Origin of the sequence: Streptomyces mashuensis, assembly GCF_014654785.1 — a bacterium.
GTDB classification, from domain to species: domain Bacteria; phylum Actinomycetota; class Actinomycetes; order Streptomycetales; family Streptomycetaceae; genus Streptomyces; species Streptomyces mashuensis.
In genome coordinates, this window is the sequence record NZ_BNBD01000006.1 from 369,940 (window position 1) to 389,153 (window position 19,214).

Here is a 19,214-nt window from a genome sequence, read left to right on the forward strand (position 1 = left end):
CCATCGCCAGCAATCAACAAAAGGCCAGGTCAGCGACCTACGGCGACCATCGCCGCAGGTCGCCGACCCAGCCCGTTACTAGGAGACGAAGAAGGCCTGACCTTCCGTCCTCCGCGGCGTCTGCGCCCGCCCTCCGGCACGGCCGGGGGGCGGGCGTTCCCGTGTCCGCGCCGGCCCCCGGCGGCGGCCCCGATGTGCCGTGTCACCTCCGCCACCTGACAAAAGTCATGCCCGTCCATGGACGCTCCACACTGCCGCCGCACCCCTGTGACCAGCGAATCTGTAACCACCGCAGGGAGCGGCAGCACGAGGACGACGCAGCAGGACGACGGAGGAACCCACCATGCAGACCCTGACGCCCCAGGCGCCCGCCGGCACCGAGGACAAGGCCCGGGACCGGCAGGCGCTGCGCCGCAGCCTGCGGCCGCTGCTGCTGGACGCGGTGCTGCCGATGGGCGCCTACTACGCGCTGCACAGCGGCTTCGGCATGAGCGACATGGCGGCGCTGGCGTGGAGCGGCGTGCTGCCGCTCGGCCGTACGGTGTGGTCGGCGGTGACCGAGCGCCGGCTCAACGGGCTGGCCGCGCTCGTCCTGGGCACCACGGTCGTCGGGCTGCTGCTGAGCCTGGTCACCGGCGACGCCCGGATGATGCTCGCCAAGGACAGCGCCGGCAGCGGCGTGGTGGGCCTGGGCGTGCTGGTGGCGCTGATGGCCGGCCGGCCGCTGATGACGGAGGGCCTCAAGCCCTGGATCACCAAGGGCGACGCGGTCAAGGAGGCCGCGTGGGCGCGGCTGTCCGCGACGTCCGCGGCCTTCCGCGGTGCGGAGCGCCGGTTCTCGGCGGTGTGGGGGACGGCGCTGCTGGGCGAGGCGGTGCTGCGGGTCGTGGGCGTCTACCTGCTGCCGGTGGGCGTCATGGTGTGGCTCGGCACGGTGATCCTGGTCGCCGCGATCTTCGTCGCGATGTTCATGGGTGGCGCGCTGGCGGTCGTCCCGATGGAGAAGATGGTTGCCGAGGAGGTCACCCGGCCGTAAGGCGGCCGTTGCCCGCGCGCCACGACTGGTCATGATCATGCCGCTCATGACCTCGACCGACTCGATCACGGTGCGCCGGGCCGGTGGCGCCCTCGCCGCCGCCGTCGCCCTCGCCCTCCTCGGGGCCGTGCCCGCCCACGCGCAGGCCCCGGAGGCCGCCCCCGCCGCCCCGGCCGCCGCCCGCACCCACGGGCCCGCCGGGCTCAAGGGCGTCGACTACGACACCTGGCTGCGGGACGTACGCGCCGTCACCGACGAGGCCGGCCCCTGGATCGCCGAGCGCGCCGCCCCGGCCGGCGGGCGCAAGCCGGCCATCGTGCTCGACATCGACAACAGCTCCCTGGAGACCGACTTCCACTGGGCGGCCGTGCCCACCCCGGCCATCCGGCCCGTCCTGGACCTGGCCCGCGCCGCGCACGAGCGCGGCGTCGCCGTCTTCTTCGTCACCGCCCGCCCCGGGCTCCTGGACGCCCCCACCGAGTGGAACCTGCGGACCGTCGGCTACCCGGTCGACGGCCTGTACGTGCGTCACCTGCCCGACCTCTTCCAGGAGGTGGGCACGTACAAGGCCGCCAAGCGGGCGGAGATCGAGGCACGCGGCCACACGATCGTCGCCAACATCGGGAACCACGCCACCGACCTGGCCGGCGGGCACGCGGAGCGGACGTTCAAGCTGCCGGACTACGACGGCAAGCTGTCCTGACGCGCACCGGTCAGTCGCGGGCCTTCATGCGTTCCAGGGCCACGATGCCCAGCGCGGCCAGGCCGATCTGGATGACCCACACCAGCCAGGCCACGCCCTTGGTGTCGTAGAGGCCCAGCGCCTGCCCGATCAGGGCGCCGACGAAGGCCGCGACGATGCCGACGAGGACGGTCGCCAGCACCCCGACGTGCTGGCGGCCCGGCACCACGAGCCGGCCCAGCAGGCCGATCACCGCCCCGATCACGATCGCGCTGATAATTCCTGAGATTTCCATGCCCTCCCCCTTGCGACCGATTCCTGTCGATAGACCTGCCCAGGGCGGGGGACGTACATGTCCGGCCGTGGGTCCCGGCGGCGGTCCCTAGACTGGGGCCTCCCGGGCGCACGGGCGCCCGACGGGGACGGGAGAGCGACAGTGGCGGCAGGCGTCGGCAGCTTCGGACGGGCCGGAGAGCCCCTCGGCCGGTCCGGCGACGGCCCGTACGACCCCGTGCCCGGCCCCTCGCCCGACCCCTCGTCCGACGTGCTGGCCGAGGCGGCCGCCGCGTTCGGCCTGCTCGCCTCGCCCGCCCGGCTGCACCTGGTGTGGGCGCTGTCGCAGGGCGAGAGCGACGTCAGCGGCCTGGCCCAGCGGGTGGGCGGGGCGCTGCCCGCGGTCAGCCAGCACCTGGCCAAGCTCAAGCTCGCCGGGCTGGTGCGGTCCCGGCGGGAGGGCCGCCGGGTGGTGTACCTGGTGGACGACCCGCAGGTGGTGGCCGTCGTGCGGCTGATGGTGGGTCAGCTCAACGAACGCCGGGACCTTCCGCTGCGGGTCGGCTCGGCCGCCGCCAGGTAGCAGCCCCTACCAGTCGCCCCCGCCGAACCCGCCTCCGCCGCCGTCGCCGCCGAAGCCGCCGCCGTCGCCCCAGCCGCCGCCCCCGAAGTCGTCGGGGTTGAAGTCGGAGCCGGTGTACTCGCCGCCCTCCGGGCCGCCGCCGCCCTCGAAGGCGCCGGGCGCCGCGTACGCCGGCCCGCTGAGCAGGCCGCCGAGCGCCGTGCCGACCAGCAGGCCCGGCAGCAGCCCGCCGCCGAAGTAGCCGCCGGCCCAGGGCGCGTAGGCCGGGCCCGCGTTCCAGTACGGCTGCCGGCCGCCGGCCGTGTCGACCTGCCGCACCAGCGGCTCCTGGCCCTCCGCCAGCCGCGCCGCGTCCGCCGCGCACGCCGGGACCGTACGCATCGTGCCGCCGGGCGGCGCCCACGCCACGTCCTGCACCGACGGCCCGTGCCGGGGGTCGAAGAAGCACGGCGGGCGGCGCTGCGGCAGCGGCGCGCCCGTGCGCCGCGCGGCCAGGGTGGCCAGCGCGAACCGGCCCTCGTCCAGGGCCTCGGTCACGGCCCGGACGTCCTCGGGGCGCTTGGCGGCGGCCATCTTCGCCTTGGCGTCCTCGTAGGCGTCCAGCCCGCGGGCGTAGTCGGTGCGCATCTCGTCGGTGGCGCCCGCCTCGGACGGGGAGAAGTCCAGCCGGTCGAGCTCCTCGCCGAAGGCGGTGATGTCCTCGTCCACGACCACGCGCAGGGCGTCCAGCTCGGCCCGCTCGCGCTCCTCGCGGCGCCGCTTGTTCCTCCGGTACAGCGCATACGCGCCGGCACCGCCCGCGACGACGACCGCGCCACCCACGATCAGCCCGGTGGCCCCGACGCCCTGGTTGCCGCCGCCCCACGAGCCGGGGGCGTGGCCCCGGGCGGTCCGCGCGGCCTCGTCGACGAAGCTGTTCAGCTCGGCCTTGGTGCCGCCGCCCGTCCGCTTGACGGCCCCCACGAGGTTGGACACCGCGTTGGGCGACATCACCGAGCGGTCGGACGCGGCGTTGAAGCCGGTGTCGCCGAGGTGGACGGCGTACACACCGGCGATGCCGACCTTGGTGCGCAGGTCGCGCAGGAGCGTGGCCCGCGGGAAGTCCGGCGTGTCGGGGAGGACGGCGACGAAGAGGGGCCGGTCGGCGTCCTTGATGCGCCGGGCCAGCGCGTCGGCGTCGGCGGCCGGCAGCTGCCCGGCCACGGACGGGTCGACGTAGACCGGCTGCTTGCGCAGGGCCGCCGCCACCGTGTCCAGGCCGGTGGAGGCGGTGGTGCCGGCGGCGGCCGCCGGCCCGGCGCCGAGGAACAGGGCGGCCGCGGTGAGCAGCAGGGCGAGGGCGGCCGGCAGGGCGGCGAGCCGGTTCCTTCCCGGCGCGGCCGGCGGCCGGGGAACAGGGGTGGCGGGCATGACGTCGCTCCTCGGGTCGTGCGCGGCGGGGTGCGCCCTTCTCTCAGCACCTACCACAAAAACGGATCAAACAGGCATCAAGGTTCCCGTGCGTTTCCTGCCCCTCAGCCGTAGGAGAGGTTGGCGCACGGATCGTCGTCGGCCGAGCGGGTGCCGTTGCCGACCCCGGAGGACAGCGTCCCGGGAGAGGAGGAAGCCGGCGTGGAAGGAGACGCCGTCGCCGTCGCCGCGTAGTCCCGGCCCAGCGTGACCGTGACCCCGCGGTCGGCCGTCCCCCGGACGTACGCGCCGGGGAAGAGCTCGGCGACGGCCCGCGCGTGGGCGGCCTCGCCGGGCCCGAAGTCCACCACCGTGATCTGCTCGTCCTGCGCGGAGGCCGTGGAGGTGCCGGTGACCGTGACGCCGTGGCCCTTCAGCATCGCCGCGGCGCGGGCGGCGAGCCCGTCGACGTCGGTGCCGTTGACCAGGGCGACCTGGGCACCCCGCGCGGCAGCCGCGGCGGCCGACGGCGCACCGGCGCCCTTCCCCGCGCCCTTCCCCGCCTCCTTGCCGTCCACCGTGCGGTCCGCCCGCAGCATCGCCCACAGGTTGTCGGCGTCCGGCTGGACGACGGCCACGCGGTTGCCGTCGTAGCGCCAGGGCAGCGTCACGAACTTCAGCTCGTGCAGGTCGATGTCGCGCAGCGACATGGCGAACGACAGCATCCGGTCCGCCGAGCCCAGCCCCGGGTCGACCGTCAGCGACTTGGTGGCCGCGTCGGCCAGCGGCAGCAGCGTGGTGGGGCCGAGACCCCGGTCGCGGACCTTCTTCACCATGGCGGACAGGAACGCCTGCTGCCGCTGGATGCGCCCGATGTCGGAGCCGTCCCCGATGCCGTGCCGCACCCGTACGTAGTCCAGCGCCCGCTGCCCGGAGACCTTCTGCAGCCCCTTGCGGAAGAGGAGTTGGCCGCGCCCGTCCCGGTTGGGGTTGAGGTCGCCCTCGTAGACGTCGGTGGGCGAGCACACCTCGACCCCGCCCACCGCCTCGGTCATGGCCGAGAAGCCGGCGAAGTCGACGACGACGGTGTGGTCCACGCGCAGCCCGGTGAGCCGTTCGACGGTGTTCTGCGTGCACGCGGGGTTGCCCTTCGGCGACTCGCCCACCGTGAAGGCGGAGTTGAACATGGCGTGCGGGCGCTCGGCGGTCCAGCTGCCGTCCGGCAGCCGGCACGGCGGGATGTCGACGAGCGTGTCGCGCGGGATGGACACGGCGACGGCGTGCCGGCCGTCCCCGTGGACGTGCAGCAGGAAGGCGGTGTCGGAGCGGCCCACGTCGCCCTCGCCGCCGCCCAGCCGGCGGTTGTCGCCGGCCCGCGAGTCGGAGCCGATGACGAGGACGTTGCTGCCCGCGGCGCCGGCGCCGGGGCGGTTCTTGGACAGCCCGTCGGCGTCGAACGTGCTGATGTTGCCGTCGAGTCTGAGCCACAGCCAGCCCACGCCGCCCACCAGCAGCACCAGGAGCGCCAGCAGGACCAGCCCGGCCGTGCGCGTCCGCCGCCGGGGCCTTCCGTGCCCGCCGCCCGTCATCCGCGTGCCCTCATTGCACTCCCCCGCTCGCGCGCCCGTCGTCGGGTTAGACGGACGGCTACCCCGTTTGGTTGGCCACTTGCGCAAATTGGCAACTGTTTCTTGAGGGGCCGTCACCACGGCGGTTCCACCCCGGGTGACCCAGGAGTCACCTGGGCGTCCCCTCCCGTACACCCGCCCCTGGTGAGCTTCCCCCGTCCGGGCACCTCGTCCCGGCCCCGCCAGGAAGGATCGACCATGGGTTCTCGTCCGTACCGACGCCGCCTCGCCTGGGGCGCCGCCGCCCTCCTCGCCGCCGGGGTGGCGGTGCCCGCCGCCGCTGCCGCCGCGTCGGAGGACGACGGCGGCCGGGACGTCGCGGCGCTCGCCGCGGGCCACGCCCCCAAGAAGGCCAAGAACGTCATCCTGCTCATCGGTGACGGCATGGGTGACTCCGAGATCACCCTGGCCCGGGACTACACCGTGGGCGCGGCCGGCCGGCTGAACATGGACAAGTTCCCCATGACCGGCGCGTACACCACGTACTCGGTCGACAAGAACGGCAAGCCCGACTACGTCACCGACTCCGCCGCCAGCGGCACCGGCTGGGCCACCGGCCACAAGACGGTCAACGGCCGCATATCGAAGACGCCCGGCACCGACAGGCCGATGACCACCATCCTGGAGCTGGCCCAGAAGAACGGCCTGGCCACCGGCAGCATCACCACCGCCGAGCTGACCGACGCCACCCCCGCCGTGCTCGCCTCGCACGCCACCGACCGCAGCTGCCAGGGCCCGGCCGACATGAAGGCGTGCCCGAACGACACCATCGCCAAGGGCGGCCCCGGCTCGATCGCCGAGCAGAGCGTCAACCACAAGGTCGACGTCCTGATGGGCGGCGGCAGGCAGCGCTTCGACCAGAAGATCACCGAGGGTCCGTACCGCGGCATGACGGTCACCGAGCAGGCCCGCAAGCTCGGCTACCAGGTCGTCACCGACCAGCAGGGCCTGCGCACGGCCAAGAGCGGCAAGCCGGTGCTCGGCCTGTTCGCCGACGGCAACGTGCCGGTGGAGTGGACCGGCAAGGCCGCCGCCGTCGGCGGCACCGCGGCGCAGCGCTGCGTGACGAGCAACCCCGAGCGGAAGGCCGGCACGCCGTCGCTGGAGGAGTCGACGCGCCGGGCGCTCGACCTGCTGGACACCCCGAAGGCCAAGAAGAACGGTTTCTTCCTCCAGGTCGAGGGCGCTTCCATCGACAAGCGCGACCACGCCGCCGACCCGTGCGGCCAGATCGGCGAGACCGCCGCGTTCGACCGTGCCGTGAAGGTGGCCCGCCAGTACGCGGCCCAGCACCCCGACACGCTGGTCGTCACCACCGCCGACCACGGCCACAGCAGCCAGATCGTGCCGCTGGAGGCCAACCCGCCCGGCCTGTCCTCGACCCTGATCACCAACGAGGGGCAGCAGCTGAAGGTCAACTACTCGACCAACACGCCGGGCCAGTCGCAGGAGCACACCGGCACCGAGGTGCGCATCGCCGCGCAGGGCCCCCTGGCGCACCGGGTGCTCGGCGTCACCGACCAGACGGAGCTGTTCACCACGATCCGTACGGCGCTCGGTCTGCGCTGACGCTGGGCCGTTCGTGGCCTGGGCCGGCCCGGGGCCCGGTCGTCCAGAGGGGGGACGGCCGGGCCCCGGCCCCGTACCACCTGCTGATCGTCAGGTCGCGCCAGGATTCGTGGCCGAAGACTGTCGCCACCCGCACCTCCTGCCGCCCGTGCACCGCCGACACTGAGGAACCGGCACCGCACGCATGGAGGTAGCACCACCGATGACCGGGTCCCGCGTCCTGGCCCTCGGCCACTACCAGCCCTCCCGGGTCCTCACCAACGACGAGCTGGCGACCATGGTCGACACCAGCGACGAGTGGATCCGCAGCCGGGTGGGCATCCGTACCCGCCGCATCGCCGGGCCGGAGGAGACCGTCGCCTCGATGGCCGCCCGGGCCGCGGCGAAGGCCCTGGCCGACAGCGGCCTGGCCGCCGGCGAGATCGATCTCGTGGTGGTGGCCACCTGCACCGCCGTGGACCGCAGCCCCAACACCGCCGCGCGGGTCGCCGCCGAGCTGGGGCTCGGCTCGCCCGCCGTCATGGACGTCAACGTGGTGTGCGCCGGCTTCACCCACGCCCTCGCCACCGCCGACCACGCGATCCGGGCCGGCGCGGCCCGCCACGCGCTGGTGATCGGCGTGGAGAAGTTCAGCTCGGTGGCGGACTGGACCGACCGGACGACGTGCGTCCTCGTCGGCGACGGGGCGGGCGCCGCCGTCGTCACCGCCTCGGACGAGCCGGGCATCGGCCCCGTGCTGTGGGGCTCGGTGCCCGAGATGGGGCACGCGGTCCGCATCGAGGGCGAGCCGTCGCGGTTCGCGCAGGAGGGCCAGACGGTCTACCGCTGGGCCACGACGCAGCTGCCGCCGATCGCCCGGCGGGTGTGCGAGCGGGCGGGCGTGGCGCCGGAGGAGCTGGCGGCGGTGGTGCTCCACCAGGCCAACCTGCGGATCATCGAGCCGGTCGCGCGGCGGCTGGGCGCGGTGAACGCGATCGTCGCGGACGACGTGACCGAGTCGGGCAACACGTCCGCGGCGAGCATCCCGCTGGCGCTGTCGAAGCTGGTGGCCTCCGGCCGGGTGGCCTCGGGCGCGCCCATCCTGCTGTTCGGTTTCGGGGGCAACCTGTCGTACGCGGGGCAGGTCATCCGCTGCCCGTAGGGGCGGGTACGTGACCGGGGCCGCCCCCGCCCCACCCGTCAGAACACCGACCAGCCCGTCAGGGTCGTGAAGTGGTCCAGCGCGGCCACGCCCGCCACCGAGTTGCCGCGCGCGTCCAGGCCCGGGCTCCACACGCACAGCGTGCAGCGGCCCGGTATCACGGCGACGATGCCGCCGCCCACGCCCGACTTGCCGGGCAGGCCCACCCGGTACGCGAAGTCGCCCGCCGCGTCGTACGTACCGCACGTCAGCATTACCGCGTTGATCTGCTTGGCCTCGCGCCGCGGCAGCAGCCGGCTGCCGTCGGCGCGCAGCCCGTGCCGGGCCAGGAAGCCCGCGGCGAGAGCCAGGTCGCGGCAGCTCATCTCGATGGCGCACTGCCAGAAGTAGTGCTCCAGCACCGTCGGCACCGGGTTGTCGAGGTTGCCGTAGCTGGCCATGAAGTGGGCGAGGGCGGCATTGCGGTCGCCGTGCTCGGACTCCGACTTGGCCACCGCCGCGTCGAAGGAGACGTCCGGGTTGCCGCTCTCGGCACGCAGGAACTCCAGCATCGTGGTGCTCGCGTCGCCGGTGAGCGTCTGCAGCCGGTCGGTGACGACCAGCGCACCGGCGTTGATGAACGGATTGCGGGGAATCCCGTTCTCGTACTCCAGCTGCACCAGCGAGTTGAACGGGTTGCCGGACGGCTCGGTGCCCACCCGATCCCAGATCTTGTCGCCGCCCTCCGCCAGCACCAGCGCCAGGCCGAACGCCTTGGAGATCGACTGCACGGAGAACGGCCGCTGCCAGTCCCCCACGCCGTACACGCCGCCGTCGATGTCCGCGACGGCCATCCCGAAGCGGGCGATGTCCACCTCGGCGAGGGCGGGAATGTAATCGGCCACCTGGCCCCGGCCGACCAGCGGCTGCACGGCGGCCGCCACTTCTTCCAGTACCGCCTGGTAGTCCACCACGTCCGCTACGTCCACTGCGCCCGCTCTGCTCTCGTCGTCGTTGACCGGCCCGGTCAGCGTACAAAATGGGTGGCGTGACCAGCGACAATCCCCCCGGCGTGGCCCTGCGGCGGCAGCTGCGGCCGCAGCTGCCGTCCCCGCTGACCGAGGTGGCGGACGAGGACTTCGCACGGCGCGGGCTGCGGCTGCTGCTGAAACGGGACGACCTGATACACCCCGACATCCCGGGCAACAAGTGGCGCAAGCTGGAACCCAACCTGCGGGCCGCCCTCGCCGCCGGGCACCGCACGCTGCTCACCTTCGGCGGCGCCTACTCCAACCACCTGCGGGCCACGGCCGCCGCCGGCCGCCTCCTCGGGCTGCCCACGGTGGGCGTCGTCCGGGGCGACGAACTGGCCGGCAAGCCGCTCAACCCCTCCCTGGCCCGCTGCGCCGCCGACGGCATGCGCCTCGTCTTCGTCGACCGGGCCACGTACCGGCGCAAGACCGACCCCGACGTACTGGCCCGGCTGGACCCGGACGGCGACGCCTACGTCGTCCCCGAGGGCGGCAGCAACGCCGAGGCGGCGCGCGGCTGCGCGGAGCTGGGCCGCGAGCTGCGCGGCGCCGCCGGCGTGGTGGGCGTCGCCTGCGGCACCGGCGGCACCCTCGCGGGCCTCGCGGCGGGGCTCGACGACGGGCAGCGGGCGATCGGCTTCCCCGTGCTGAAGGGCGGGTTCCTGGGCGCGGAGGTCGAACGGCTCCAGCAGGAGGCGTTCGGCGGGCCACGCGGCCACTGGGCCCTGGACGACCGCTTCCACGCGGGCGGCTACGCCCGGACGTCACCGGAGCTGGAGGCGTTCGCGGCCGGCTTCGAGGAACGGCACGGCATCGCGCTGGAACGGCTGTACGTCGCGAAGATGCTGCACGGGCTGACGACGCTGGCGCGCGAGGGCGCGTTCGCGCCGGGCACGACGGTGGCGGCCGTGATCACGGGAACGCCGTAGGGCTCGGGCGTGGGGGTCTACTCCTCGCGGTAAGCCGTCGCCTCCTCCAGATCCAGCCGCCGCATCAGCGTCCGCAGCAGCTCGTCGTCGATGCGCTGCTCGTCGCGGAGCCGCACGAAGACCTCCCGTTCGGCGGCGATGACCTCGCGGTCCAGCCGGCGGTACGTGTCGTCGACCGACTCCCCCGTCCGCTCCCCGACCGCCCCCAGCCGCTCCCACACGGCGTTGCGGCGGCGGTCGAGGACGGCGCGCAGCCGGTCGGCGAGCGGGGCGGGCAGGGCGTTGTGCTCGTCGGCGAGCAGCTCCTCCAGGCGCTGCTCGGCGGCGGCGGACGCCGCGCTCTGCGCCTGGGCCTCGGCGAGGGTGACGGCGTGCGGGTGCCCCGTGGGGAGGCGCAGGACGCGGATGAGCAGGGGCAGGGTGAGGCCCTGGACGGCCAGGGTGCCGATGACGGTGGTGAAGGTGAGGAAGAGGATCAGGGCGCGGCCGGGGAAGGGCCCGCCGTCGTGCACGACGACGGGCAGGGAGAAGGCGATGGCCAGCGAGACCACGCCGCGCATGCCGGCCCAGCCGACGACCATCGCCTCCTTCCAGGTGGGCGGGGTCTCGCGGGCCCGGACGCGCGCGGAGAGGACGAACGGCAGGTAGGCGGAGGGGTACACCCATACGAAGCGGGCGACGACGACGGCGAGGAACACCGCGACGGCGTAGGCGGTGGCCCGCCCGGCGCCGTAGGGGGCCACGCCGCGCAGGACGACGGTGGCCTGGAGCCCGATGAGGGCGAAGACGGAGGACTCCAGGAGGAAGGCGGCCATGCGCCACACGGCGCGTTCCTGGAGCCGGGTGGCGAAGTCGACCTGCCAGAAGCGGTGGCCGAGGTAGAGGGCGACGACCACGACGGCCAGCACGCCGGAGGCGTGCACGCTCTCGGCGGCGGCGTACGCGGTGAAGGGGATGAGCAGGGAGAGGGTGTTCTGGAGCAGGGGCTCGCGCAGGTGGGTGCGGAGCCAGTGGAGGGGCACCATGAGGACGAGGCCGACGCCGACGCCGCCTGCGGCGGCCAGCAGAAACTCCTCGGCGCCCTCGGCCCAGTCGAGGCCCTCGCCGACGGCCGCCGCGACGGCCACGCGGTAGGCGGTGATGGCAGTGGCGTCGTTCACCAGGGACTCGCCCTGGAGGATGGTCGTGATCCGCTGCGGGAGGCCCAGGCGGCGGGCGATGGCGGTGGCGGCCACGGCGTCGGGCGGCGCGACGACGGCGCCGAGGACGAGCGCGGCGGACCGCGGCAGGCCCGGCAGCAGCAGGTGGGCGGCGTACCCGACGGCGAGGGTGGCGAACAGGACGTACCCGATCGACAGCAGCGCGACCGGCCGCAGGTTGGCGCGGAGGCCGAGGTAGGAGCTGTCGAGGGCGGCTGTGTGCAGCAGGGGCGGCAGCAGCAGGGGCAGCACGATGCCGGGGTCGAGGGCGTACCGCGGCACACCGGGCACGGCGGAAACGGCCACCCCGGCGGCGACGAGCAGCAGGGGCGCCGGCACGGGCGTACGGCGGGCGGCCCCGGCGACGGCGGCGCTGCCCGCGACGAGCATCAGCAGCGGCATGACGTTCATCGGGAGCCATGATGGGCGAAGCCCCGCCCCCGTGGGAGTACGCCGCGCCCGGGCTACCATGCCCGCATGATCCGACCCGCGACGCCGGCCGATGTCCCCGCCATCCACGCGATGGTCCGCGAACTGGCGGAGTACGAACGCTCCCTGGACGAGGTACGGGCCACCGAGGAACACCTGCACGAGGCCCTCTTCGGAGAGTCCCCGGCGGTCTTCGCGCTCATGGCGGACAACGACGAGGGCGAGCCGGTGGGCTTCGCCCTGTGGTTCCGCAACTTCTCGACGTGGACGGGCACGCACGGCGTATACCTGGAAGACCTCTACGTCCGCCCCCACGCCCGCGGCGCCGGCCACGGCCGCGACCTCCTGGCGGCGCTGGCGCGGATCTGCGTGGAGCGCGGCTACGAGCGCTTCGAATGGTCGGTGCTGGACTGGAACGCCCCCTCGATCGCGTTCTACAAGTCTCTGGGGGCGACGGCCATGGACGAGTGGACGGTGCAGCGGATGACGGGGGACGCCCTCAAGAAGCTTGCCGCCATGGCGGACGAGGCCGCCGCCCACTGATACAAGACGGCCCAGGCCGTCCCTGGCGGGGGGCGCGGGCCGGGGCCGGGTCAGACGAGGCTGATCCCGGCCTGAGCCTTGATCGTGTCCACGGCTTCCTGAGTGAGCAACCGCAGGGGGACGACCGTCCACCGGGTCCCCTTGCGCATGATCACGGCCTGACCGTCCTTGGTCCGCCCGACGTGGACGAACCCGTGATCGCGCCGCAGGTCCTTCGCCAGGTGTTCGCCGTGGATCACGGGTCACTTCCTTTCGCGGTTCTCGTACCCGTGCCAGTTGGCGAAGTGCCGCAAGAGGCGGGCGCGGACCACCATCCCCGCCAGCGTGTCGTTCGACGCCCGCACCGTCTTGAGCTCGGCGCTCAGCGCGACGCAGCCACGGCAGGGCGGCGGCTCGGGTGGTGCGGACGTGGCCATCCACTGGCCGCCTGCCAGGGGCAGCGAGATGCTGTCGAGGGTCACCGGGCCGCGCTCCGGGGGGCGAGCCTGAGCGCCTGGCGCTCGGTGTCGGTGGCCAGCCGGACGCTCCGGACGTCCGCCTGCCACGTGGCGCTGCCGTCGACCCCGACGAGGGTGTACGTCATTCCGTCGAACGCCGTCGACACGCCCACCCGGTTCACGCTTTCGTCCATCACCAGTACACCCGCCCGGTAGCCGACCCACCGCGCCGCCGGGTCCTCCCTCGTCTCCGTCGTCCGTGCCATACGCCTGAACCGCCCTCTAGCTAGGCCGAAATCATGTGGTGCGGCGATGTTCCCGCCGCTGCGCCTGGCGCCCTAGTGGCACGGGTAGGGGCAAGGACGCATCGAACACGTGACTCTCCGCCGCGGGGGCAGAGTTGGGGGCAAGATGGGCCCATGGCTATCGGCGTACTGATCAGGGAGCTGCGCGAGGCGCGTGGTTGGTCGCAGGGGCGACTGGCCCACGAGATCAACTCGGCTTTCAGAACCGGCCTGAACCGGGAGTACGTCAGTCGCTGGGAGCGTGCGAAGGTGACGCCCGGAAACTTCTACCTCCGGTGCCTTTCCGCGGTCCTCGATGTACCTCTGGCTGTCCTTGAGGGTGAAGTGAAGCGTCGTACGTTCATCAGTGATGTCGCAGCCGTCGCGATAGCGCCTGTGGTGGCCTCCGACCTGCTCGCATCGGGGTTCGGTGCCCGTCTGTCCGGCGGGCCGTCCGTCGATGAGTGGGAAGCCAAACTGGCCTCTTACGGGACCGACTACATGTCGATGGGCGCCGCCGATATTCAGCGGCGCGTGGCCGGGGAGCTCGTTGTCGTGCAGCAGCAACTCGACAGCCCACGTTTGTGGTCGGTGGCCTCACGCCTCATGACCCTGTACGCCAAGACGTTCCCGGGTTCGGACGGCTCCAAGGCCGTGAGCTGGTACCGCATGGCGGCGAGGGCCGCCGACGAGGCCGGTGACGAGCAGGTCCGCGTGTGGGTCCGGGGGCGGGCCGCGATTGCGCTGGGCTACGAGGGGGCGTCTCTGGGCGTGGCCGACGTGCTGGCGGACCAGGCCATGGCGATCAGCGACAAGCCGTCGCTGGGGCTCCTGAACGCCATCATGGGCAAAGCCCATGCAGCCGCGCTCCGAGGCGATGTCGCAACGGCGCGAAGCCTCACGGACCGAGGGCGCCGCGTGTTCGACAAGGCGGCGTCGTATGAACAGACCTCCGACTACGCCGTCCCATGGTGGCGCATGAACGTCTTCGTCTCCCTTCTGGCCGCCCGTCTCGGAGACGAGACGACAGCTGTGGAAGCGCAGGAGGCGGCCCACCGAAATCTCCCCGCGTCGCTCCCTCGTTTCGCGACACACCTTGAGATGCACCGCGGCCTCATGCTGTCGCGGTCCGGCGACAAGCAGGGCGGAACCGATTACGCCCGCGCCGCGCTCGACGCGCTCCCGCCGGAGAAGCACTCGCTCACCCTGCGGCTCCTCATGGCAGAGGTGCAAGGGTCCTGAATCGAGACGCCCCTTTCCGGCGTTTCCCCGGCACTTTCCACCGCCCCCACCGAAGCGCTTATAGGACGACAGCCCACCTCTCCGGGTGAAGTTCCTGCGCGAGCCCTGGCCATCGTTGACGCACCGCGCTGTCCTGGCCACGACCCTGTGGAAAGGACGGGAAATGCGCAGACACAAAATGGCAACTTCCCTGCCCGCACTGGCACTTTCGGTCTGTGGACTGATGGCGGCCGCGACCGGAACGGCGCAGGCGGCGGCGTACGACGACATCACCATGCAGAAGCAGGAGAAGACCCAGTGGTGCTGGGACGCCTCCGGGAACACCATCGCGGCCTGGTGGGGGTACAGCTACACGCAGACGCAGTTCTGCGATCTCGCGCACTCCGCGACCGGCGTGAGCTGCGCCAATCAGCCTGCCACGCTGGGCGACATGGCGGGCGCCTGGCAGAAGATGGGGTTCAGCAACACCGGAACGGGCGTCAGCAGTGCGCTGTCGTTCAATGACATCTCCACCGAGGTGAACGCCAGCCGGCCCATGGGCGTACGGATCGGGTGGAATTCCGGCGGCGGCCACATGAACGTCATCTACGGGTTCGACGAGAGGAACAACACCATCGGTGTGGGCGACCCCTGGCCCGACACACAGACGTACACGTGGTGGAACTACAACGACTACGTCAGCAACGGCTCGTTCAAGTGGACGCACAGCCGCTACCGGATCCAGGGGTGAGGTCATGAACGGCACCACGTGGAGAAGCCGGGGCCTCGGCCTGGCCGCTGCGGCCCTGCTGGGGGTCGCCATGGCCGCGCCGGCGCACGCCGCCGCCCGAGGACCCCTCGACATCCCCGACTACCAGGCGGCGCTCGACCTGGTGAAGGCGGACGCCACCCACCAGGCGGTCTGCCGGTTCCTGAGCGTCCCCGTGCCGAGCGGTGGCGCCCGTACGCCGCAGGCGATCCCCGACAAGGCCGATCCGTGCGAGGGCCTGCCGGCCATCACGCTCAAGGACCCCGTGGCGGTGTACGAGCTCACCCCCGACTTCATCGCGGGCAAGGCCAAACCGGTCCTCGCCGAGGCGCTCCGCCTCGCCCACCTGGCCGCCCAGGTCGGCACCGGCAACAACGGGCGGACGGCCACCGTCGCGCTCGGCATCACCAAGGGCGGCGGATGGCACCTGGCCGCCGTCCGGGAGGGCGACACCGGCGCCACCACGCCCGCCAAGGGCACACTGGCGACGCCCGTGTTCTACGAGCCGCAGCTGCACGCCTGGTACCAGCTGAAGCTCGACACGGTCCAGGCCCTCAACGCCGCGGCGAAGGCCGGGCTCGGCGACAAGGACTCGCTGTCGCTCGCCGACTACCAGAACCTGGTCAAGGGCCGGTACGGCGACAAGCTGCCGGGCTCCGACTACGACACCAAGGGGTTCTCCAGCGGCTACCACGCGGCCGCCCCGGCCGCCGGCGCGGGCGGAGGTTCCACCGTCCCGCTCGTGGCCGGCGGCTCGGGCGCGGCGCTCGCCCTCACCGGCGGCGCGCTCGTCCTCCGGCGCCGCAGGCGCGCGGAGTAGCGCAGCGGCGGGGCCCGGCCTCTCCTCCCGGGGCCGGGTCCCGCCCGTTCCTCCGGGCCTCAGAGCCCCTGCCACACCGGCTTGTTGGCGTAGGTGTGGCGGAAGTAGTCCGCCAGCTTCAGCTTCGACGCCGCGGCCTCGTCGACGACGACCGTGGCGTGCGGGTGGAGCTGGAGCGCCGAGGCCGGGACCAGGGCCGCGACCGGGCCCTCGACCGAGGCGGCGACGGCGTCGGCCTTGCCCTCGCCGGTGGCGAGGAGGACCAGGTGGCGGGCCTCCAGGATGGTGCCGATGCCCTGGGTGATGACGTGGTGCGGCACCTGCTCGATGTCGTTGTCGAAGAAGCGCGCGTTGTCCACCCGGGTCTGCTGGGTGAGCGTCTTGATGCGGGTGCGGGAGGCCAGCGAGGAGCAGGGCTCGTTGAAGCCGATGTGGCCGTCGGTGCCGATGCCGAGCAGCTGGAGATCGACGCCGCCGGCTTCGCGCAGCGCGCGGTCGTACGCCTCGCACGCCGCCTGGACGTCCGCGGCGTTGCCGTCGGGGCCCATGAAGGCGTCCTCGGTCAGCCCGAGCGGCTCGACGACCTGGCGGAGCACCGTGGAGCGGTACGACTCGGGGTGGTCGGCGGGCAGGCCGACGTACTCGTCCAGCTGGCAGATCCGGGCCCGGGAGGCGTCCACGGCGCCGGCGCGGACCTTGGCGGACAGGGCCTCGTAGACGGGGAGCGGCGTGGAGCCGGTGGCCACGCCGAGCAGGGCGTCGGGCTTGCGGCGCAGCAGGGCGGCCATGGCCTCCGCGATGAGCTCGCCGCCTGCCTGGGCGTCCTTGACGATGACAACTTCCACGCTGGGCCTGCCGTTCCGGTGAGATCCGAGTGAGATCCGATGAGGGTCTTTTCCTGGGTGGTATAGACCAATTTAGCACCGGGTCGCGGGCGGAATGACTGCGGGCCGCGGCGCCCCGGGACCCTCAACCCGGTGGGCACCGCAGCCCGAGCCGCTCGGCCGGCCCGCCACGGTCAGGGCAGTGTGGCGGCCGGCCCGCTCCGCCCCCTGTGCGGGGAGGGCGGAAGTCCGCGTACGGCGCTGCGGCTTTGCCGTACCTTTCCATTGTGGACTAGACCATTCGTGGCTGTCCACGCCCGTGCACCGTACGGGTGGAAAACCACGCGCGGCCGACCGCCGGTAGGCTCGCAGGCGTGCCCTCCATGAACGACCTCGTACGCCAGCACACCGACCTGGAAGACTCCGACCTGGAGTGGTTGCACCTGCTGGTCTCGGAGTGGCAGCTGCTCTCCGACCTCTCCTTCGCCGACCTCGTCCTGTGGATCCCCACCAGCGACGGCACCCGGTACGTGTCGGTGGCCCAGATGCGGCCCAACACCGGGCCCACCTCCTACCAGGACGACATGGTCGGCCACCTCGTGCCGCGCGGCCGCCGGCCGATGCTGGACGCCGCGCTGGACGAGGGCCGGATCGTGCGCGAGGGCGACCCCGAATGGCGCGAGGAGGTCCCGGTCCGGGTCGAGTCCATCCCCGTCCGCCGCGAGGGCCGGGTGCTGGGCGTGATCGCCCGCAACACCAATCTGCTCACTGTCCGCACCCCCAGCCGGCTGGAGCTCACCTACCTGCAGAGCGCCTCCGACCTGGCCCAGATGATCGCCGCCGGCAGCTTCCCCTTCCCCGGGCAGCAGGTCGACATGGACGCCTCGCCGCGCGCCGGCGACGGGCTCATCCGGCTCGACGCCGACGGCATCGTCCAGTACGCCAGCCCCAACGCGCTCTCCGCCTACCACCGGCTCGGCCTCGCCGCCGACCTGGTCGGCCACCACCTGGGCGAGACCACCGCCCGGCTCGCCCCTTCCCGCGCGCCCGTGGACGAGGGCCTGGCCAAGCTCGCCAGCGGCTGGGCGCCGCGCGAGTTCGAGGTCGAGGCCAACGGCGGCGTGATCCAGCTGCGCGCCATCCCGCTCAAGCCCAAGGGCAGCCACATCGGCTCGCTGGTGCTGCTCCGGGACGTCACCGAACTGCGCCGGCGCGAGCGCGAGTTGATCACCAAGGACGCCACCATCCGGGAGATCCACCACCGGGTGAAGAACAACCTCCAGACCGTGGCCGCCCTGCTCCGCCTCCAGGCCCGCCGGATCGGCTCCGCCGAGGGCCGCGAGGCGCTGGAGGAGGCGGTGCGCCGGGTCGGCTCGATCGCCATCGTGCACGAGACGCTCTCGCAGAACCTCGACGAGCGGGTGGAGTTCGACGAGATCGCCGACCGGGTGCTGGCCATGGTCGCGGAGATCTCCCCGGGCGGCGTGACCACCCGCCGGACCGGCCGGTTCGGGATCCTGGACGCCGAGGTCGCCACGCCCCTGTCGATGGTCCTCACCGAGCTGGTGCAGAACGCCCTGGAGCACGGCTTCCGCCCCGGCCAGGGCGGCCTGGTCGAGGTGACGGCGGTGCGGGGCGGCGGGCGCCGGGACGCCCGGCTGCTGATCTCCGTCCAGGACGACGGCCGCGGCCTGCCGGAGGGCTTCGACCCGCAGCGCGCCGGCAACCTGGGCCTGCAGATCGTACGCACCCTGGTGGAGGGGGAGTTGGGCGGAAAGTTCGACATGCTGCCCGCTTCCGGGCAGGGCACGCGGGTCGTCCTCGACATCCCGGTGGGGCCGGAGAAGAACTGACGGCCCGTCACTCAAACGCCGGGCCCGGCCTACGCCCCGTACGCCCGGCTGCGCACAGCACTGAGCCCCGGCCTGCTCCTACGAGCGGGCCGGGGCTCAAAGCTTTGGTGTGCTGCGAGCACGGGGAGGTACTGCGCGCTGCGGCTCGGGGGCCGGGGGCGGCGTCAGGCGGTCGCGTTGCGCGCCCGGTTGCGAGCGGCACGACGCTTCATCGCGCGGCGCTCGTCCTCGCTGAGGCCACCCCAGACGCCGGAGTCCTGGCCGGACTCGAGCGCCCACTGCAGGCACTGCTCCATCACGGGGCAGCGGCGGCAGACGGCCTTGGCTTCCTCGATCTGCAGCAGCGCAGGACCGGTGTTGCCGATGGGGAAGAACAGCTCGGGGTCTTCCTCGCGGCAAACGGCGTTGTGACGCCAGTCCATGGCTGCTCCATCTCCTCGTGTGTTACGGCTACGTGGCTTGTGAATGTGAACGCTTTCACGAATCCCCTCGTAGGGGACCGGACGTCGCCCAGCCGAAACCGGTGCGGTCCAGAAGTCTGAGGAGAGGGGATTCGGGCTCTCCGGGATGCCGAGCTGAGCGGCTGTCCCGATCG

21 protein-coding genes are annotated in these 19,214 nt (G+C 72.9%); 11 read left to right on the forward strand and 10 right to left on the reverse strand.

Annotated elements, in window-relative coordinates; genetic code table 11:
* Positions 1-343: 343 nt before the first annotated feature.
* Both IE305_RS18090 and IE305_RS18095 read left to right on the forward strand, forming a co-directional pair.
* Complete coding sequence (locus tag IE305_RS18090; protein WP_190130642.1) at positions 344-1,036, forward strand: VC0807 family protein; 693 nt, start codon at positions 344-346, stop codon at positions 1,034-1,036.
* A gap of 46 nt (positions 1,037-1,082) precedes the next feature.
* Positions 1,083-1,739: an HAD family acid phosphatase gene (locus IE305_RS18095; RefSeq protein ID WP_190130643.1), complete on the forward strand. Its 657-nt coding sequence runs from the start codon at positions 1,083-1,085 to the stop codon at positions 1,737-1,739.
* Positions 1,740-1,749: 10 nt separating this feature from the next.
* On the opposite strand, the gene IE305_RS18100 is transcribed toward IE305_RS18095, so the two are convergent.
* Positions 1,750-2,013 carry a GlsB/YeaQ/YmgE family stress response membrane protein gene (locus tag IE305_RS18100; RefSeq protein WP_190130644.1) on the reverse strand — a complete coding sequence of 88 codons (264 nt, stop codon included), beginning with the start codon at positions 2,011-2,013 and terminating at the stop codon, positions 1,750-1,752.
* Positions 2,014-2,229: 216 nt separating this feature from the next.
* On the opposite strand from IE305_RS18100, the gene IE305_RS18105 reads away from it, so the two are divergent.
* Positions 2,230-2,574 carry an ArsR/SmtB family transcription factor gene (locus IE305_RS18105; protein WP_229891150.1) on the forward strand — a complete coding sequence of 115 codons (345 nt, stop codon included), beginning with the start codon at positions 2,230-2,232 and terminating at the stop codon, positions 2,572-2,574.
* A 6-nt stretch (positions 2,575-2,580) separates the two neighbouring features.
* On the opposite strand, the gene IE305_RS18110 is transcribed toward IE305_RS18105, so the two are convergent.
* The gene (locus IE305_RS18110; RefSeq protein WP_190130646.1) at positions 2,581-3,984 is read right to left on the reverse strand and encodes a hypothetical protein; all 1,404 of its coding nucleotides are present in this window, start codon (positions 3,982-3,984) and stop codon (positions 2,581-2,583) included.
* Between the two features lie 104 nt (positions 3,985-4,088).
* Positions 4,089-5,552, reverse strand: coding sequence for an LCP family protein (locus IE305_RS18115; protein WP_190130647.1), 1,464 nt, complete (start codon positions 5,550-5,552; stop codon positions 4,089-4,091).
* Positions 5,553-5,789: 237 nt separating this feature from the next.
* On the opposite strand from IE305_RS18115, the gene IE305_RS18120 reads away from it, so the two are divergent.
* Positions 5,790-7,160: an alkaline phosphatase gene (locus IE305_RS18120; RefSeq protein ID WP_190130648.1), complete on the forward strand. Its 1,371-nt coding sequence runs from the start codon at positions 5,790-5,792 to the stop codon at positions 7,158-7,160.
* Positions 7,161-7,362: 202 nt separating this feature from the next.
* Positions 7,363-8,301 (forward strand): beta-ketoacyl-ACP synthase III, encoded by a 939-nt coding sequence (locus tag IE305_RS18125; protein WP_190130649.1) that lies wholly within the window; start codon positions 7,363-7,365, stop codon positions 8,299-8,301.
* A gap of 38 nt (positions 8,302-8,339) precedes the next feature.
* Here the strand turns inward: IE305_RS18125 and IE305_RS18130 are convergent, their stop codons facing one another.
* On the reverse strand, positions 8,340-9,251 hold the full coding sequence (locus tag IE305_RS18130) for a glutaminase (protein WP_190130717.1): 912 nt from the start codon (positions 9,249-9,251) through the stop codon (positions 8,340-8,342).
* Positions 9,252-9,319: 68 nt separating this feature from the next.
* Between IE305_RS18130 and IE305_RS18135 the strand changes: the two genes are divergently transcribed.
* Positions 9,320-10,240: a 1-aminocyclopropane-1-carboxylate deaminase/D-cysteine desulfhydrase gene (locus IE305_RS18135; RefSeq protein ID WP_190130650.1), complete on the forward strand. Its 921-nt coding sequence runs from the start codon at positions 9,320-9,322 to the stop codon at positions 10,238-10,240.
* A 17-nt stretch (positions 10,241-10,257) separates the two neighbouring features.
* On the opposite strand, the gene IE305_RS18140 is transcribed toward IE305_RS18135, so the two are convergent.
* A complete protein-coding gene (locus IE305_RS18140; RefSeq protein ID WP_190130651.1) occupies positions 10,258-11,850 on the reverse strand; it encodes a Na+/H+ antiporter in 1,593 nt (530 codons plus the stop codon).
* A 66-nt stretch (positions 11,851-11,916) separates the two neighbouring features.
* Between IE305_RS18140 and IE305_RS18145 the strand changes: the two genes are divergently transcribed.
* Positions 11,917-12,411, forward strand: a complete 495-nt coding sequence (locus IE305_RS18145) for a GNAT family N-acetyltransferase (protein ID WP_190130652.1) — start codon at positions 11,917-11,919, stop codon at positions 12,409-12,411.
* 50 nt (positions 12,412-12,461) lie between these two features.
* On the opposite strand, the gene IE305_RS18150 is transcribed toward IE305_RS18145, so the two are convergent.
* From IE305_RS18150 to IE305_RS18160, 3 genes are read right to left on the reverse strand one after another with little or no spacing between them, the layout of a single operon-like run.
* On the reverse strand, positions 12,462-12,650 hold the full coding sequence (locus IE305_RS18150; RefSeq protein WP_190130653.1) for a hypothetical protein: 189 nt from the start codon (positions 12,648-12,650) through the stop codon (positions 12,462-12,464).
* Positions 12,651-12,653: 3 nt separating this feature from the next.
* A complete protein-coding gene (locus IE305_RS18155; protein ID WP_190130654.1) occupies positions 12,654-12,872 on the reverse strand; it encodes a hypothetical protein in 219 nt (72 codons plus the stop codon).
* The gene (locus IE305_RS18160) at positions 12,869-13,114 is read right to left on the reverse strand and encodes a hypothetical protein (protein WP_190130655.1); all 246 of its coding nucleotides are present in this window, start codon (positions 13,112-13,114) and stop codon (positions 12,869-12,871) included. The genes IE305_RS18155 and IE305_RS18160 overlap by 4 nt, the downstream gene beginning before the upstream one ends.
* Before the next feature lie 153 nt (positions 13,115-13,267).
* Here IE305_RS18160 and IE305_RS18165 point away from each other — a divergent pair, with 153 nt between their 5' ends.
* The 3 genes from IE305_RS18165 (at position 13,268) to IE305_RS18175 (ending at position 15,942) form a co-directional block, all read left to right on the forward strand.
* Positions 13,268-14,374: a helix-turn-helix domain-containing protein gene (locus tag IE305_RS18165; protein ID WP_190130656.1), complete on the forward strand. Its 1,107-nt coding sequence runs from the start codon at positions 13,268-13,270 to the stop codon at positions 14,372-14,374.
* Positions 14,375-14,597: 223 nt separating this feature from the next.
* Positions 14,598-15,104 carry a papain-like cysteine protease family protein gene (locus IE305_RS18170; protein ID WP_229891122.1) on the forward strand — a complete coding sequence of 169 codons (507 nt, stop codon included), beginning with the start codon at positions 14,598-14,600 and terminating at the stop codon, positions 15,102-15,104.
* A gap of 4 nt (positions 15,105-15,108) precedes the next feature.
* Positions 15,109-15,942, forward strand: coding sequence for a hypothetical protein (locus tag IE305_RS18175; RefSeq protein WP_229891124.1), 834 nt, complete (start codon positions 15,109-15,111; stop codon positions 15,940-15,942).
* Positions 15,943-16,001: 59 nt separating this feature from the next.
* On the opposite strand, the gene nagB is transcribed toward IE305_RS18175, so the two are convergent.
* On the reverse strand, positions 16,002-16,787 hold the full coding sequence (gene nagB / locus IE305_RS18180) for a glucosamine-6-phosphate deaminase (RefSeq protein ID WP_190130659.1): 786 nt from the start codon (positions 16,785-16,787) through the stop codon (positions 16,002-16,004).
* Between the two features lie 362 nt (positions 16,788-17,149).
* Between nagB and IE305_RS18185 the strand changes: the two genes are divergently transcribed.
* Positions 17,150-18,619 (forward strand): sensor histidine kinase, encoded by a 1,470-nt coding sequence (locus IE305_RS18185; protein ID WP_190130718.1) that lies wholly within the window; start codon positions 17,150-17,152, stop codon positions 18,617-18,619.
* A gap of 164 nt (positions 18,620-18,783) precedes the next feature.
* On the opposite strand, the gene IE305_RS18190 is transcribed toward IE305_RS18185, so the two are convergent.
* Positions 18,784-19,041, reverse strand: coding sequence for a WhiB family transcriptional regulator (locus IE305_RS18190; protein ID WP_004937597.1), 258 nt, complete (start codon positions 19,039-19,041; stop codon positions 18,784-18,786).
* Positions 19,042-19,214 lie beyond the last annotated feature (173 nt).

Coding starts and splice junctions, on each gene's coding strand:
- IE305_RS18090 (WP_190130642.1), top strand. CDS start 344: ATGCAGACCCTGACGCCCCAGGCGCCCGCCGGCACCGAGGACAAGGCC.
- IE305_RS18095 (WP_190130643.1), top strand. CDS start 1,083: ATGACCTCGACCGACTCGATCACGGTGCGCCGGGCCGGTGGCGCCCTC.
- IE305_RS18100 (WP_190130644.1), bottom strand. CDS start 2,013: ATGGAAATCTCAGGAATTATCAGCGCGATCGTGATCGGGGCGGTGATC.
- IE305_RS18110 (WP_190130646.1), bottom strand. CDS start 3,984: ATGCCCGCCACCCCTGTTCCCCGGCCGCCGGCCGCGCCGGGAAGGAAC.
- IE305_RS18115 (WP_190130647.1), bottom strand. CDS start 5,552: ATGACGGGCGGCGGGCACGGAAGGCCCCGGCGGCGGACGCGCACGGCC.
- IE305_RS18120 (WP_190130648.1), top strand. CDS start 5,790: ATGGGTTCTCGTCCGTACCGACGCCGCCTCGCCTGGGGCGCCGCCGCC.
- IE305_RS18125 (WP_190130649.1), top strand. CDS start 7,363: ATGACCGGGTCCCGCGTCCTGGCCCTCGGCCACTACCAGCCCTCCCGG.
- IE305_RS18135 (WP_190130650.1), top strand. CDS start 9,320: ATGGGTGGCGTGACCAGCGACAATCCCCCCGGCGTGGCCCTGCGGCGG.
- IE305_RS18140 (WP_190130651.1), bottom strand. CDS start 11,850: ATGAACGTCATGCCGCTGCTGATGCTCGTCGCGGGCAGCGCCGCCGTC.
- IE305_RS18145 (WP_190130652.1), top strand. CDS start 11,917: ATGATCCGACCCGCGACGCCGGCCGATGTCCCCGCCATCCACGCGATG.
- IE305_RS18160 (WP_190130655.1), bottom strand. CDS start 13,114: ATGGCACGGACGACGGAGACGAGGGAGGACCCGGCGGCGCGGTGGGTC.
- IE305_RS18165 (WP_190130656.1), top strand. CDS start 13,268: ATGGCTATCGGCGTACTGATCAGGGAGCTGCGCGAGGCGCGTGGTTGG.
- IE305_RS18170 (WP_229891122.1), top strand. CDS start 14,598: ATGGCGGCCGCGACCGGAACGGCGCAGGCGGCGGCGTACGACGACATC.
- IE305_RS18175 (WP_229891124.1), top strand. CDS start 15,109: ATGAACGGCACCACGTGGAGAAGCCGGGGCCTCGGCCTGGCCGCTGCG.
- IE305_RS18185 (WP_190130718.1), top strand. CDS start 17,150: ATGAACGACCTCGTACGCCAGCACACCGACCTGGAAGACTCCGACCTG.
- IE305_RS18190 (WP_004937597.1), bottom strand. CDS start 19,041: ATGGACTGGCGTCACAACGCCGTTTGCCGCGAGGAAGACCCCGAGCTG.